Source organism: Clostridium lapidicellarium, assembly GCF_041224415.1.
GTDB classification, from domain to species: Bacteria; Bacillota; Clostridia; order Clostridiales; family Clostridiaceae; genus Clostridium_B; species Clostridium_B lapidicellarium.
Map to the genome: position 1 here is coordinate 1 of NZ_JBGFFE010000005.1, position 15,384 is coordinate 15,384.

The 15,384-nt window shown below is 32.5% G+C and carries 17 protein-coding genes; all 17 read right to left on the minus strand.

Annotated features, from left to right (window positions below; genetic code table 11):
• Nucleotides 1–230: 230 nt before the first annotated feature.
• A complete protein-coding gene (locus AB8S09_RS05190) occupies nt 231–974 on the minus strand; it encodes a cytidylyltransferase domain-containing protein (protein ID WP_369868608.1) in 744 nt (247 codons plus the stop codon).
• 232 nt (nt 975–1,206) lie between these two features.
• Complete coding sequence (locus tag AB8S09_RS05195) at nt 1,207–1,413, minus strand: methyltransferase domain-containing protein (RefSeq protein WP_369868609.1); 207 nt, start codon at nt 1,411–1,413, stop codon at nt 1,207–1,209.
• Nucleotides 1,414–1,757: 344 nt separating this feature from the next.
• Nucleotides 1,758–2,672, minus strand: a complete 915-nt coding sequence (locus tag AB8S09_RS05200; RefSeq protein ID WP_369868610.1) for a methyltransferase domain-containing protein — start codon at nt 2,670–2,672, stop codon at nt 1,758–1,760.
• Between the two features lie 190 nt (nt 2,673–2,862).
• Nucleotides 2,863–4,122, minus strand: a complete 1,260-nt coding sequence (locus AB8S09_RS05205) for a motility associated factor glycosyltransferase family protein (RefSeq protein ID WP_369868611.1) — start codon at nt 4,120–4,122, stop codon at nt 2,863–2,865.
• The gene (locus tag AB8S09_RS05210) at nt 4,109–4,489 is read right to left on the minus strand and encodes a DUF8042 domain-containing protein (protein WP_369868612.1); all 381 of its coding nucleotides are present in this window, start codon (nt 4,487–4,489) and stop codon (nt 4,109–4,111) included. Before AB8S09_RS05210 ends, AB8S09_RS05205 begins: the two co-directional genes overlap by 14 nt.
• 18 nt (nt 4,490–4,507) lie before the next feature.
• The gene (locus AB8S09_RS05215) at nt 4,508–6,298 is read right to left on the minus strand and encodes a motility associated factor glycosyltransferase family protein (RefSeq protein WP_369868613.1); all 1,791 of its coding nucleotides are present in this window, start codon (nt 6,296–6,298) and stop codon (nt 4,508–4,510) included.
• 82 nt (nt 6,299–6,380) lie between these two features.
• Nucleotides 6,381–7,199 carry a flagellin N-terminal helical domain-containing protein gene (locus AB8S09_RS05220; protein WP_369868614.1) on the minus strand — a complete coding sequence of 273 codons (819 nt, stop codon included), beginning with the start codon at nt 7,197–7,199 and terminating at the stop codon, nt 6,381–6,383.
• A 111-nt stretch (nt 7,200–7,310) separates the two neighbouring features.
• Nucleotides 7,311–7,652: a flagellar protein FliT gene (fliT, locus tag AB8S09_RS05225; RefSeq protein ID WP_369868615.1), complete on the minus strand. Its 342-nt coding sequence runs from the start codon at nt 7,650–7,652 to the stop codon at nt 7,311–7,313.
• 58 nt (nt 7,653–7,710) lie between these two features.
• The gene (gene fliD / locus AB8S09_RS05230; protein WP_369868616.1) at nt 7,711–9,426 is read right to left on the minus strand and encodes a flagellar filament capping protein FliD; all 1,716 of its coding nucleotides are present in this window, start codon (nt 9,424–9,426) and stop codon (nt 7,711–7,713) included.
• A gap of 128 nt (nt 9,427–9,554) precedes the next feature.
• Complete coding sequence (fliS, locus tag AB8S09_RS05235) at nt 9,555–9,953, minus strand: flagellar export chaperone FliS (protein WP_294181999.1); 399 nt, start codon at nt 9,951–9,953, stop codon at nt 9,555–9,557.
• 71 nt (nt 9,954–10,024) lie between these two features.
• On the minus strand, nt 10,025–10,330 hold the full coding sequence (locus AB8S09_RS05240) for a hypothetical protein (RefSeq protein ID WP_294181997.1): 306 nt from the start codon (nt 10,328–10,330) through the stop codon (nt 10,025–10,027).
• Nucleotides 10,331–10,390: 60 nt separating this feature from the next.
• Nucleotides 10,391–10,750, minus strand: coding sequence for a flagellar protein FlaG (locus tag AB8S09_RS05245; RefSeq protein WP_294181995.1), 360 nt, complete (start codon nt 10,748–10,750; stop codon nt 10,391–10,393).
• A gap of 17 nt (nt 10,751–10,767) precedes the next feature.
• Complete coding sequence (gene csrA, locus AB8S09_RS05250; protein ID WP_294181993.1) at nt 10,768–10,998, minus strand: carbon storage regulator CsrA; 231 nt, start codon at nt 10,996–10,998, stop codon at nt 10,768–10,770.
• The gene (gene fliW, locus AB8S09_RS05255) at nt 10,999–11,430 is read right to left on the minus strand and encodes a flagellar assembly protein FliW (protein WP_369868618.1); all 432 of its coding nucleotides are present in this window, start codon (nt 11,428–11,430) and stop codon (nt 10,999–11,001) included.
• Nucleotides 11,431–11,476: 46 nt separating this feature from the next.
• Nucleotides 11,477–12,883, minus strand: coding sequence for a flagellar hook-associated protein FlgL (gene flgL, locus AB8S09_RS05260; protein ID WP_369868619.1), 1,407 nt, complete (start codon nt 12,881–12,883; stop codon nt 11,477–11,479).
• Nucleotides 12,884–12,970: 87 nt separating this feature from the next.
• Nucleotides 12,971–14,848, minus strand: coding sequence for a flagellar hook-associated protein FlgK (flgK, locus tag AB8S09_RS05265; RefSeq protein ID WP_369868620.1), 1,878 nt, complete (start codon nt 14,846–14,848; stop codon nt 12,971–12,973).
• 122 nt (nt 14,849–14,970) lie between these two features.
• Nucleotides 14,971–15,384 carry a flagellar protein FlgN gene (locus AB8S09_RS05270; RefSeq protein ID WP_294181981.1) on the minus strand — a complete coding sequence of 138 codons (414 nt, stop codon included), beginning with the start codon at nt 15,382–15,384 and terminating at the stop codon, nt 14,971–14,973.

Sequence of the window (15,384 nt, forward strand, 5' to 3'; positions counted from 1 at the left end):
GGAACTTTCTCAATTTATTTTGTACTATTTTTATTCTAGCATCAATATTTATAGGTTTTCCATAATTAACTTCAACTTTGAAACTTTTCTCTATTTCGGAATCTTTATATATCCATTGTTCATTTCTGTTGTCTTTTGAATTACTAATTGTTCTACTTATTACCTATTCCATTAAATTCACCTCATTGCAGACTATATTATTTAATACTTGTATTTACTCAATTACTTTACTAATCTGCAAGTTCTTTTTGTCTAACATTTTCATTTACTATTGAAACTTCTGGATTATCCAATACAAATTTTAGAATATCTTCAAAATAAAAAAAGCTATTTTCTTTATACAAATTATTGTATATTATTTCTATAAGTTCTAAATCCTCTTTAGTATCCAAAGTCCAGCGAAATTTGGAATAATCTTTTTTATTCTCATAATTTTTAAATTTAAATTTATCAGGATTTAAATAAATATAAGGAGTAACATGTTCCTTTTCATAATCTTTATCTGCTTCTTTAAAACATTTTTCTAATGCTTTAAATGTAAAAATTTCTACATCAAGACCTCTTGGATATGTTGGCTTTATCTTATTACTCAAATAATCTATATTTTCTGTTTTATTTAATCTCTTAAATTTTTCTACCATATTATCTATAATTTTTGGATCAATAAGAGGACAGTCACTTGTAACTCTTATTACTATATCCGCATCATACTGTTTTGCCGCATAATAATATCTTGACAGAACATCTTGTTCCGAACCTCTGAAATAACCAACCAAGGCTTTTTCAGCAATTTCAACTATAATATCATCCTGCTCCTTAGTTGTCGTTGCAATTACAATTTTGTCTATACCATTAGATCTTTTTAATCTATCAATATCATGTTCTAAAATTGTCTTACCACATATTTTTTTTAATACTTTCCCCGGCAATCTTGTAGAGCCTGTTCTTGCTTGTACTATACATACTATATTCATATAAATCATCCTCATTTTTTAACCGATATATAATTTTTGACTTTTAAAATATTCAAATCTTAATAAATACTAAATTATCTTTTTTAACAAAAACATCAAATCTTCATTAAAATTATCAATACATTTATACCTTTTATATTTTAAACTCTTTAAATCTTCAAATTCATTTAGATACATTTTAGAAAAATCAGCTTTCCACAATAAATTATCATTTCCTCTATAAATTACCTTTTCATAACCATCTGAATAATACTCCATACCCCAAATATAAACTATTACTGCACCTATAAATCTCTCTTAAAACTTTACCTATAGATTGCGAATTTATATGTATTAAAACACCACTAGTAAAAACTAAATCAAAATACCCGTCTCTGAATGGTATATCATCTGCGGTTCCCCTTATAATATTTATACCATCAGTAAATTTTTTAGCCATCTCTACCGCATAATCTTGAATTTCTATGCCTTATAAATTACTATATCCTCTTTCTTGTAATAACCTTAATTGATTACCTACATTACAGCCAACTTCAAGTATTTTAGAATTTTTGTCTAGGTATATACTTAGAAATTCTTCGTTCATTTCAGTTCTTGTAATTCCATATTGGTTTTATAGAATTCATCTAATTCTCCTGGATCATAGACATTTCTATCTGTATATTCTTTACCAAATTCAGCTGTCCATTTTTCTATCACTCATAGATTATTTTCATTTCTTAAATAATTAAGTATTAACTAATATTCAATTATTAGTTTAAAACCTTGTATCATATGTCTATTCTAGAATAATAAATATTTACTACCTAAAATTGCATAATTTTGATTCAAACATGGAATCTTTTTTATAATGGGGAATATAAAAGAACATTTTTTACAAAAATAGTTTCCATCTTCCCTTATTAATTCATCTTTGCATATAGGACAACACCAATTTACATTAGAATTACTACTTGAATCTTTTCTTATAATTGTAATTGCAGCTTGGTTATTATATGTTCCAAGTTTAAATAAACTATGCTCAACTATATTCAAATTCATATTTTTTATAATATCAATCAAATTTATACAATATGCATGTTCTATCATATGATTCTTACTTTCTTCGTTGGCTAAATCAAAAGCTGGTTCTATAAGAATTAACCACTTGTTAGTTACCCTATATAACTCTTTTATAGCATTTTCTGCACCATCTGTATTAGGTTCTATACAATGAGATGTATATACTATATCAAAAGCTTCATCTTTAAAAGGCAAATTAAACATATCAGCTACACCAAGAGATGCATTATCTATTAATTGCTCTTTTAAAAATATATTTCCATATCCTATTCTTGAAAATGATATATCAATACCCTTAATTTTTGCATATTTATTATTAATATTTTTAATTACATTACTTAAAGTAGTGGCCTCTCCAACCCCTACTTCTAATATACTTGAGTAATTCAGCTTATCAAAAACATTAGCTATTTCTTTTCCATACTCTTCATAAAATTTTTTTGCTTGTATTGTAATCTTTTTGCCATTTACATGCATACGATCTAAAATTTTATTATAATAATTATTTCTATAACTTCCGGCTTGTAAATCATATGAATATAAAATTGCTTCAAGACTATTTGAATTAGTTTTATTAATTTTCCTAAAATATTTCATAATATTAATATTATTATGAGATTGTTCTAAATGCTTCATATTATTTCACCTTTCTATAATATTTATAATTATTTAGGTTTCATTAGATTTTTATAAATTAGGCATATCCTTCCATTTTCCCAGTATAGGGCTAATCTCATATTTAAGCAAATCAGCACTATAAACATGATCCTTTATAGTTATTAATTTTATAATTTTCCCTAAACTTTTCTTTATAAAAAATAATAATCTATATATTAATTTTGACATACTTTTTAACCCATTCTTCAAAAGTCATACATTCAGCACCTAATATCTTAGCGCCTTTACTGCAGTTTATAAATCTTACCGATTTATTACATTTGATTTCTCTTTCTATATAATACTTAAATCTTAAATATCCAGATGTAGTATATAATATTTTATCGTCTATACTTTTAACTTTTTTATACAAAGTTTTATTATTATCTATTTTATTATTTGTATGTAATTTATTGTAAATTTTATTAAAACCATCTGTATGATTTTTATTACCTATAAAAGCCAGATCCTGACCTAACATAATAATTTCTCTGGCAAGTGATTTTACTGCAATATCAATTGCAGCAAGTGCTACAGTTCCACCTGTATTTATTATAAATTCACTTTTACTTGAAGCTTCATTAAAAAAAACATATTTAGGGCCCCTATAACTGGAAACTGCCCATCTTGAAGCCGTATTTAAGAAACATAACGGTATATCTAAATTTTCAAAACCCTGCAATTGATATTTTACAATTTCACCACCATCTATTAAAAATATGGCATCTGGAACTATATCTTCATCCATTAATGTTCTCAGCGAACTTCCTACGCAAAATATACTGACATATTTTCTATACTTTTTCAAATTATTCAAATCATAATCTAATGATGGACCAGAAGCAGTGACAACAATCGGTTTTCCATTAAAATTATATTTATTAAAAAACTCATCAATAAAAGGATAATTTTTACTCAAGTTTATTCTAGCATTCTCACTCATTATAGGCGCCATTTTATTTATGCCAATTCTAGCTATATCATAATTTACCAATATCTGTTTAAATTTATCATAACGATTGGGAAGTACTTTTAAAGAAGGTCTATATATTATAATATCTTCTACATGATCAATTAATTTCGTAAATTTTTTCATTAATTTATAGGAACACCCAAAATTAAATTCTACCCTTGGATCTTTCTTTATATTTTCATACATTTTAAATTTATTTGCTACTTTTACTATTTCCTCATCCATATCAAAAACATATAACTTACTATATTTATCCATAAAATTTAACATGGACTTAATGTGATATGCAAAAGCTGCTCCATACAAGATCACAACTCCATTCTTTAAAAGTTCAATATTGCTTTCTGCAAATGCCTCTGCTGCTCTATAAGGATCATATCTACTGTGTAATAATATCCCATTTACAGAAATTGATCTTGCACCATTTTTACTTTTAATTACATTAATTTTTCTCATATTTAATATCCTTACAACCATACAGAGCAATACTGTTCTTAATAACCTTATGTGTATCCTCAAGGATCGGAATTATTTCATAATCAAAAATATCACTTATCAGTACATAATCCTCATTTTCTATAGCTTTTACAGTTTCTTTTAATTTACAATTAAATTTAGATAAATTTATTTCCCTCTTTTGAACATCTTTGGTAAGAACTATAATCTGAGCCATCCACTGTAATCCGTCAATTACAAGTGGCAATAAATTTAATGCATCATTTTCCTTACCGCTCTGAAACTTATCAACCACAGATTTTATACCCCTTTTAAGATTATACATGTACTCATCAGCAGTTTTTAAAGCATCAATCTTTTCATTCATAATATAAATTCACCACCTTTAATCCAAGCCATTTGCTGCATTCTCAAATAATGGAACAGCAAGATCTATTCCATTTTTAATATTGCTGTACAGTATTTTGTATTTTTTAGCTATTTTCCTTCCTTTATCCTTATCACTATCTTCCGAATAAACACTTAAATCTCTCCTGTACATGGCTTCCAGTGTTATAGGTGCCAACAAATCATTTATCAGGACAAATTCACTACAACTTTTCTCTATAAACTTATCAAGTTTATCTAAATTATTCATTATTTTATTTATATTCAAACTGGTAGCCCCATTATAATACAATTGAAATTTATTTATATTTTGTTCATTCTTATCTATATAACTTCTGATATTTTCAAGGTCTTTCTTATTTTTTAAGATGGATTCCTTTAACTTCAATTTATCAAATTCATTTTTATATAGATCTTTCGTATTAGATAAAATAGCACGTTTTCCTTTTATACCATACATCGAGGCCGATTTCTTCAATGACATTACCGAAGTACCCTTTATATCTGCTCCGCCCTCGGTACTATTTATAAATTTTATATTCTTATTATGTTTTATAAAGTCTTCTAATTTTTCTCTGAACATATTAAACACACTGTCTGTTTTTATCTTATTGCCATATATATCATCAACTAAATCATACTTTTTTTCATCTTCATGTACCTCTACTTCATCCTCAAAACTTGCAGATTTAGCATGAAATTTATCATTCGTATAAGCTAAATCCTGCCCTACAAATATTATAGTACTGCATCCTATATAGACAGCAAAAGATGTGCATATATGGGCCACAGAACCCCCTTGATATAGACCATCTACTTGTTTTCCCAAAAATTCAGAAAATTTGGGATTACGCAAAAATAAGATCTTAGGTCCTGTATATTTATCAATTACCTTATAACTGGAAGCTTCATGAAATACTATAGGTATATTAATATTAGTGCACCCTTCAATAAACCTATAATTTATGTCTAATGTATCTAAAATACACAAAAAATCAGGTACAATTCCTATTTTCAAAAGTCCTTTCAAATTTCTAAGTCCTGAAATAATTATAAAATCATCTTGAATTTTCTTTAAATAATCTATATTTTTTTCAAGTGAAGGCCCTGCTGACACTACTATCGCAGACATTCCTTTAAATTTATTTTTAAATTTATTAACAGGTAAAGAATTTGAAATAGATCTTATATTTCTTATAGTTGAATAAAAAATATTCTTCGAAATTGCCAAGGTAGTATTAAATTCTATCATCAAATCATTTCTAGCACTATTTAAATATTTTAGAAATTCAATACATTCATTTGAGAAAATTCTATCGTAAACCGGATATATAATAGGAACCATATCATACAAATTTTCTATTTTAATAATACCACTTAATAGATCCCTTAACTTTTTACTAAAATTAACCAAGTATATTCTTTCATCCTCAAGTAAATTTCGATCGTTCTCTTTCAAAAACAATTTTATTATCTCAATGCTTGGTTCTACAATTAAAACTTTATTGTCTTCTTTTATATATTTAACTAGTTCATTTATATACTCACCAGAAGCCAACCCAAATATTACTATCAAAGTTTTTGAATCTGTATCTTTAATTTTATTTAAAATATTATTTATATCCCTAGTCACATTGTATTTACTTCCAAGATAAATCCATTTCCCATTTTTACATACCCTTATAATTTTTTTATTATCTTTGCTGATCTCAATTTTACAATTTGCCTGGCTAGAACTTAGATTGTAATTGTTCACCAGATCTACAGTATTTTCAGTTATAGAATTCATAATCCAACCTCTTTAAAATAGTTTGTTACTACAAAATAAAGAGTAGACATTTATCTACTCTTTATTTCACACATATACATTACTATCTCAATAACTGAAGTACCTGCTGCGGCTGCTGATTAGCCTGTGCAAGCATAGCCTGAGCTGCCTGAGAAAGTATGTTTTCTTTAGAGTACTCGGACATTTCTGAAGCCATATCTACATCTCTGATTCTGGATTCAGCTGTTGTCAAATTTTCAGATGCAACACCCAAGTTGTTTATAGTATGTTCCAATCTGTTCTGGACAGCACCAAGCTTAGCTCTTTCAGTAGATACTGTATCTATGGCATTGTTAATAGTTGTAACCATTGAACTTATTGCACTAGCGCCTTTACCACTTACAGAAATAGCAGTTAATGATAATGCAGTGGTATTCATTGTAGCTATAGTTAAAGATATCATCTGGCGCGCATTGGCTCCGATCTGGAATTTCAAACCACTAGCCGTCCCATCCAACAAATTTTTAGTGTTAAACTGAGTAGTACTTGATATTCTATCTATCTCAGATTTAAGTTGTTGCATTTCTTTGTCTATCTGACCCCTGTCAGCAGTTGTCTCTGTATCATTTGCTGCTTGTACTGCAAGAGTCCTCATTCTTTGAAGTATTGCAGTAGTTTCATTTAATGCACCTTCACCTGTCTGTATAAGTGATATACCATCCTGAGCATTTGTGGAAGCCTGGTTTAATCCATTTATCTGGCCTCTCATTTTTTCAGATATTGCAAGACCTGCTGCATCGTCTCCTGCCCTGTTTATTCTGAGACCTGAAGAAAGTTTTTCCATTGCTTTAGCTGCACCGTTTGAATTGATGTTGATATTTCTAAGTGCATTGTTTGCCATAAGATTATGGTTGATTATCATGTTTTATTCCTCCTTGATTTTTATTGGACATCCTTGTCCATTTTATTTATAGTTACTTCTTACTATCACCAATTTTATTATCGACTTTACACTATCTACCTTTATAGTTTTCTAAATCTTTTTGCTAAATATTTTTGCTGAACCTCCAATATTTCCATAAGCATTGCTGGCAGTTTTTTTTACAGATATATCTTTAAGTTTTTCTTTTATTGATAAAGTTTTTTCCTTCATAAGACTTTCTGCTTCATTTTCAACTTTTCCTATATCTAATTTTCTGTAAACATTTCGAGCTTCAGCCTTCTTATCATCGTTAAAAATGAGTTTATCTAAAATACACTGCCTTATTTTCATTTCATTCTGAAGAGAATCAAAATCACTTTTTTTAAGTATTTCTATAATATTCTCCGTACATTTTTTATAATCCGTCAATATCCCTTCCACATTTCTTTTCATATCAGAACCACCTCTTATTTTAGCCAAAAACATAAAAAGTTCTCTAATCTAATACTCCTTAGCTAAGGTACATTGAAAGAGTTGACTGCTGTGCATTTAACTGCTCCATGGCTACCTCCAGCTGTGTAAATTGATTGTAATATTTTGTCTGATCATCATTCATCCTGTCCGTCAACGTATTTATAAGAAGTTGTTTCTGATATATCTGATCAGGAAGGGTTCCCGTTCCTCCGCCACCGTTTACAGTATAATCATCTTGGAAATTTGTATATGTCGTAAGTATACCACTATTTAAAGAAGTACTTCCTACTATACCAACATTTTTGTTTAATATATCATCTATCCTCTCAAATATACCAGACTGTTTAAATTTATCTGTTGAATTAGTACTGTCAGAGGTAGTCGTAAAGAGTTTCATTACCTCATCTGCATGATTTGTGAGAGCATCCGTAAACTTCTGTTCATCAGTTATACTGAGTTTTCCACCCTGCGTATAATCATTTGAAGTATCAATTCCTATAGCACTTGAACCTATGCTTCCAAAATAAACTGTGGATACACTTTTCCCATTTTCATCTACCACAGGAGTATTAAATGCACTGGTTAGATCATCCAATAACTGCTGTAAATTATCGTCATTTTCCAGTATCCCCTCTTTGGCTTTGTTTTCCCAATTTGTTATGTCCGTATCACTCATGCCGCTCTTTTGAGAATCTGTAAGCGGCGAGTAATCATAATCTTTCTTCTCACTAAGCTTGTCCTGTATTTCTCCAACCAGATTGTTGTACTTGTCAATGAAACTTGTAATAAGATCATGCATTTTTGAAGTATCCTGGTTAACAGATATGCCAATAGGATTATCTCCTACAAGCTTAGTAGGATCAGAAGTATCAATATCGGTATTGGGGGTAGTTGAATATATATTGTAATTCACACCATTTATGGTAAAGCTATTTGATTTTTGCTCTGTTTTAACATAACTGTCTGAACCCGGCTCTTTAATGCCAACAATGGCATTTTGCCCCTCGATCTTATCAGGTGAAGTCAAATTAAATTTCTCAAGAAGCTTGCTGCTGGAACCACTGCTTTCAATTTCCAATGTAGATTGAGCACCCGTATCTGAAGTCTGAATTACAAATTTACCTGTAAGATCGTCAAGTTTTGCAGTAACAGCTCCATTTGTGTCATTTTTTATTTTGTCTATTAGATCTTTTACCGTCGCATTTCCTGAATTATTCAAAGTTATTGTTTTTTCATTGCCGTTATATTTAAGCTGTAATGTTATTTCTCCCGATAAACTTGAGTCAATATCAGTCAATTTAGTAGAAGTAGATGCATTGGCACCTGATGAAGTTTTAACGATATCTGAACCAGCTACTGCCGCTGATCTTGCCAATTGTTTAACTAATACCTTATAATTGCCTGCAACAGCATTAGAATTAGTCGTTGCATAAATATCAGATGGGCTATCACTTACAGCTACCATATTATTATAACTTCCTGAAGACAGCAGATAACTTGCACTTTTTGTTATATCAAAATAAGTACTCTGCAGATCTTTTACGTCCTTTATTATGCTCTGGTAGGCTTCCTGCCTCCACTGTACAAGCTGCTGCTGCTGCTTTGCCTGATCCACTTTCGTCTGGTCTGCCGTCAGCATCTTTTTTACCATTGCATCTATGTCAAGCCCTGTGTTGAGTCCTGTAATCCTCAGCATGTTCCCGCCGCCTGCACCGGTCGCCCCTACAGGCATACTGCTTGTACTATCTGCCATGTTTATACCTCCTTTTATTCAATTGACAATTTTCAATTAACAGCTGACAGTTTATAAGGAAATTTTTTAATAAAATTAAAAAATTTCAACCTTTAGTTGTCAATTGTCCATTGTCAACTGTAAATTGTCTATTGCGAATTGTTTTTCCCTGTCTTTGAAATCTTATAAGCCTGTTCCCAAGTGTCTTTCACATTTTCTATAATTGGAATTACCTCGTCCATTATTGCTGCATCTTTTTTCAAATTGGCATCCGTAAGTCTTCTCACTATAAAATCATATACGGCCATAAGGGATTTCCCCCATTTCCCGGCTTTTGAAACATCAAGTGTCGCCATAAGTTCGTAGAATATATTCTCGGCTTTAACTATATTTTCGTGTGCCTTTTTAATATCTTTATCCAGTATTGCCTGTTTTCCCATTTTCGCAAATCTATCTCCACCGTCTACCAGCATCAAAAGCAGCTGGTCCTTGGATGCAAAATTTATACTGTTGTTTTTATAGATATTGTAGGCATTAGCAGTATACACACAGATTCCCTCCTGTTCTACTAGTTGAAAATTGAGAGTCCGGATAGATTTAACTCATCTTAACTATCAATTCATTTTTTAACATCTATAATACTTCCCTTGCTGCCTGTCATTGAAATTGAACCCTCTTGCTCTCTGAAAGCATTGACCTTTACTTCTTCTGTCCTGGTGGCTTGCACCACTATTTCTTCTTTACTTTTTTCCTGTTTATATTTGCCAAGTTCTGTTTCAAAACTTCCTCCGCCTTTTTTTTCTTTATTCTTATTATCACTACCATCTACAAATATTTTTCTCTTATTATGAACTTTATTGGCATTCGTAGCTTCTCTAACTCTCTGTCTGACTTCAGGGTCTATTTTATTCAATCTGAATTCCACGACAACACCCCCTTATTCAATTTACAATTTACGATTTTCAATTGATAATTTTACATTGAGTCAAGCTTTTTCATTCACAAAAAATCCTGCCATTTCACAAAACTTTTCTACCATATCCAATATTTGTGTAGGTGGAACTTCTTTTAAAACTTGATTAGTATTATCGTCAAGTACTTGTACTACAATATCTTTGAATTTGCCGTGAATTTCAAACTTCAGGTGGGTTTTAGCTTCATCCATTATTTTATTTGCCTGATCCACTGCATCTTTTGCATCTTTAAAATCCTGATTGCTCTTGGCTATCTGATTTTTCAAATTATGAAGTGGTTGTATAATATTGCTTGCATCTTTTGTATCAGATACATTTACATCTAAATTCAAAGGCATCTGTCTTCCTTGACTTATACCTGCAACTTCCATGCTAAACACCTCTTTATTTATTTAGTATTAGAATTATTCTTAAATTTTTTAAGCAGATTCATATTTGAAGCTGCCGCATTTTTATTCTCATTTTTCACTTCGTCATAAAGTTCTTTCCTGAGTATAGTTACATCCCTGGGGGCAGATATAGAAAGTTTGACCGTTCCATTTTCAATTTTTGAAACGGTAACCTTTATATTGTCGCCGATTAAAAAGGATTCTCCTTTTTTCCTGCTTATAACCAGCAATTATGCTCCCTCCTTAAAAAGCGGGTATTTTATAAGATAATTTTCATTATCCAGTATTATCTGTTCCCCAATCTTTTTATTTATATTTATAACCAGTGGGGCTTTCATATTTGCAGTTATATTTTCTATTTTTGAACTCAGCGTCACAGTGTTGAGCACCAATACATCCTTTGAATCATTTATGCCGAGCTCCTTGACTTTATCACCATCCAGCTTGAATTCATAATCTTTCATTATGTTAAATGGTGAAACAAGTACAAGACCTATAGACAGATCTTCTACAGACTGGAGTATATAAAATAATTTGTTTTCTTCTGCGGGAAATATGATATATCTCTTTAAATTTTCCAGTCCGGGAATGCCATTTTTAAAAATTATTACATCTTTTTCATCATAATGCCTCACGCCGTGATACTTCGTTTTTAATTCCATATTTACCACCTTTTGTTTCAAAGTTCGGAGTTTAAAAATTTAAACCTTAATCAACATAATCCAGAAGTGTAGGCTGTATTACCTTGCCTCCTGTTTGAAGACAAGCCTCGTAAACTGTAAGCATAGTAGCATATTCTATTGTCTTCTCCGATATATCTATATCTTCCGTCTTTGAAAGCACGTCGGTCATATCCACTTTAGAAGCGGAGTTTTGACTTGACAGCCCATCCATTCTAGTTTCCTTGGCACCTATCTGGGAATCTGCTTTGAGCACTTGTTTTGAAGCCTCATCTATATCCGTAATATCCTCATTTGTAAGCTGTTTTTTAGCCTCACTCTGATTATTTATCCACGCATAATAATGAGCTGTTCCATCTGAATCCGGCATATTTATCGCACCCGAATCTGTAGAAACAACTGCAGTACCATCTTGTTTCTTATCAGATAATACCTGTCCTGCCATATGGTGCTCAATCCTGTCCATTAAAAATCTTATGTCATCATAATCTCCGGAGCCGTATTTCATGACATCCACTGCATTTGTATTGTAATCAAGTACAACTCCCTGGGACACTTCTATATTTTTGGAAGCTTCTATGTTATCCTGAGCTATGCTCGAAAATTGCTTACCAATTGTTCCTGTCAAATCATTTTTAACAGTAGTATGACTTATTTTAATAATATCATTGCTGTCTACAGCCAGAAATTTTATATTACCATCATTGGTCTTGACTACATTTATTTTATCTTCCAGTCCATCGGTATTTTGTATTTTACTATTCAGATTCTTTACTACCTCATCTACGTTTGAACCTGATATATTATTTATAGATATATCAGTCCCATTCACATTAAAAGTTATACCATGTGATGTCCAATTTTTTATATCAAACCCGTTTGACACCACATCTGGAAGATAATTTACCGTATTGCCGTTTTTATCTGCATATTCTAATTTTACACAATTTTTATAGGTATCCGTACCACTGCGGGTTATATCATAGATGGAAGTTTTTACAGGTTTGGAAAGTCCTGCGGTACCTCCGAATATATATTCTCCCTCAAAATTCGTATTTAAAATCTGTGCCAGCTGGGATACTTCTTGATTTATCTCGTCATTAACCTTGTCCATTTCATCCTGTGTATAACCGCCGTTGCCGCCGCCCTTTTCCAGGTTGTTTCTTATATTTCCAAGCACGGTATTCAACTGTATAAGAGATGTATCCGTGGTTTTCATCCACCCCTGGGCAGCTTTTATATTAACTGCATACTGAGCATTGTAATCTATGGAACTCTGGAGCTGCATTGACCTCTGTACATTTACAGGGTCATCGGAAGGTTTGGAAAAATTTTTCATTGAGGACATCTGCCTCTGGATTTTATTCAGGTTTAAAAGATTCCTCTGCACATCTGTCAGGAAATTATTTGACAGCAATTTATTCGTTACTCTCAAAAAACACACCATCCTTTCTTCAATTAACAATTGATAGTTTTCAATTGTCAACTGTACATTGTAAATTTTCAACTGTCATCTGCGTAACTATTTTTTAAGTCCGTTTATTACTACATCCAGTAAATCGTCTACCGTGGATATCATCTTGGCATTTGCCTGATAGCAGTGCTGGAACTGTATGAGATTTGTAACCTCTTCATCTATGGAAACCCCCGAAGTGGATTCTCTCGATTGGGTATAATAGGAAAGCTGTCTGGCTTCATTCCCTACTTGAGTCTCTGCTTCCTGTTCTTGCATACCAACCTTGTTTACAAAATCGTCAAAGTAATTGTCAATAGTTGAACCACCTACTGAGCTTCCTACGGAATATACATTATTCAATTTGCCATCTGGGGAAAATATATTTTTAACCAAAGTACTTCTATCATCTCTGCCGTCTTTACCATTTCCATCAACTGTATTTGTATCTGCATCCGTATTTACACTCTGTATGTCCATAAGGCTATCCGCCAGCTGGGCTATTGCCGCGGCCCTGTTTCCATCGGTGGCATCATTTAGGGAATTCCCCTTTGAATCGTACTTGGTGGCGGTTTTTATCTTTGAAGAGTCATTTAAAATGGCCACATTTACCGTTATGTTCGCTGCATTTATGTTATTTTCGTCTTTCTCAGTATAGGCACCTTCTTTCTCAGGTGTCGAATTGACAAAGAAATTATTTATGCCGCCCTCGGGAGAGCCGCTGCCATCCGCAACCCAGCTGCTGCTCTGGCTTATTATGGCATTTACGGAAAGTGCCAGTGCCTTTGCAAATTTATTCAGTGTGTCCTGATAATTGTCTACATCCTGCTGAACTGACATATAGCCTTTCAGCTCACCCTTGGACGGTTTGAAAATCATAAGTTGTTCAAAATCCACAGTTTCAGTACCATCAAGTTTTTTGCCGCTTCCATCAATTGTATTATTTTTATTTGTATCTTTGTAAGCCATACCCGTGCTGTCAGCCCAGATCACTCTGCTTTCATCAAGCTCCTTTGCCTGTTCTGCCGTCATATTCACCGTAAGAGTAACTTTATTGGCATCGGTGAGTGTGTCACCCTTTTTATAATAAACAACAGTATAAGTTCCTTTACCGTCTTTATCAACTTCCTTAGGTGTTATGCTGTTTACATAAGAAAAAGTGGCTACGTCAGGGCTGTCTGGATCTGCAGACTGGACTACATTAAGCGGTTTTCCATCAGTTCCAATAGGTGCATTATCTGAAGTAGTGACATCAATTCCGTCCAGATCCTTCTGGGTAACGGTTATGCCAAACTCGCTGCTCAGCTTATCCAGAAGTTCGTCCCTGCTGTCCAGAAGATCGTTGGGGTTCTGGCCCGAACTCTTTATATCCTTTATCTGCTGGTTTAGCTTGGATATCTGGGAGAGAATCCCGTTTACATTGACAACCAGGCTTTTTATTTCAGTATTTGTATTTTCCTTTATACTCGTAAGCTTTGAATAAGTGTTGTTTATATTGTTGGTGAGCTGGTAAGCCTGCTGGGCAACGGCGCTGGTGTTTTGAGTGTTTTTGGACAAATCCTGCCAGGAGTTGAAAAACTTCCCTATAAGTGAAGAGATTGCACTGTCGCTAGGTTCGTTTAGTGCATTTTCCACCTGCGTCAGATATTTGTCCCTAGCTGTGTACTGACCGTTTACACCCATTTCCACTCTCACCTGGTAGTCCAGAAAAGCATCTCTTATTCTGTCTATGGAATCCACAACCACACCTGTCCCGAGCTGTCCTGCCCCTGCCGCATTATCCATGCTGGGAATGCTGTATGGAGTGGTGGTCACCATGTTCGCCCTCTGTCTGGAGTAGCCGTCCGTATTTGCATTTGCTATATTGTGCGACGTCACATTTACTGCGGTCTGCTGTGAAAAAAGCCCGCTCTTTGCTGTATTGAATATTGAAAACAATCCTGGCATTTAATCAACCCCTTTTTTCAATTTACAATTGACAATTTACAGTTTTCAATTAATGATAAAATTTTTAATTCCATTAAAAATTTCTATCTGCAATTGTCCATTATCAACTGTCAACTGCCTAACTATCTGCTCTTTCCAAGTGAATTATAGGTACCGGCAGAGGTATTGTTTCTGGGGGCAATGGCCCTCAGCATCTGATTTGTAAAAACAAGTCCCTGCTTTATAAGCGCATCATTTGTATCCCTCTGAAACCGTATCTTTCCCAGTATTTCCACTATATTGTCGTAGAGAATCTTCATGCTTTCATCTTTTTCTTCTGCTATGATTTCTCTCATTGGCCTTTTTGAAGTCAGCTTTCTCCTTTTTATCTCCAGCAAGGCTACGGTTTTGCTCTTTTCTTCCAGTGACTTTACCACACTGTCCAATTTAAATGCATCTCTTTTCAGGAGATAATGGTTTTGATCCACCAGCACCTTAAAAAGCTCCTGCAATACTGAATATTCTTTTTCCATTATGCCTTTTAACTCAAGTGACAC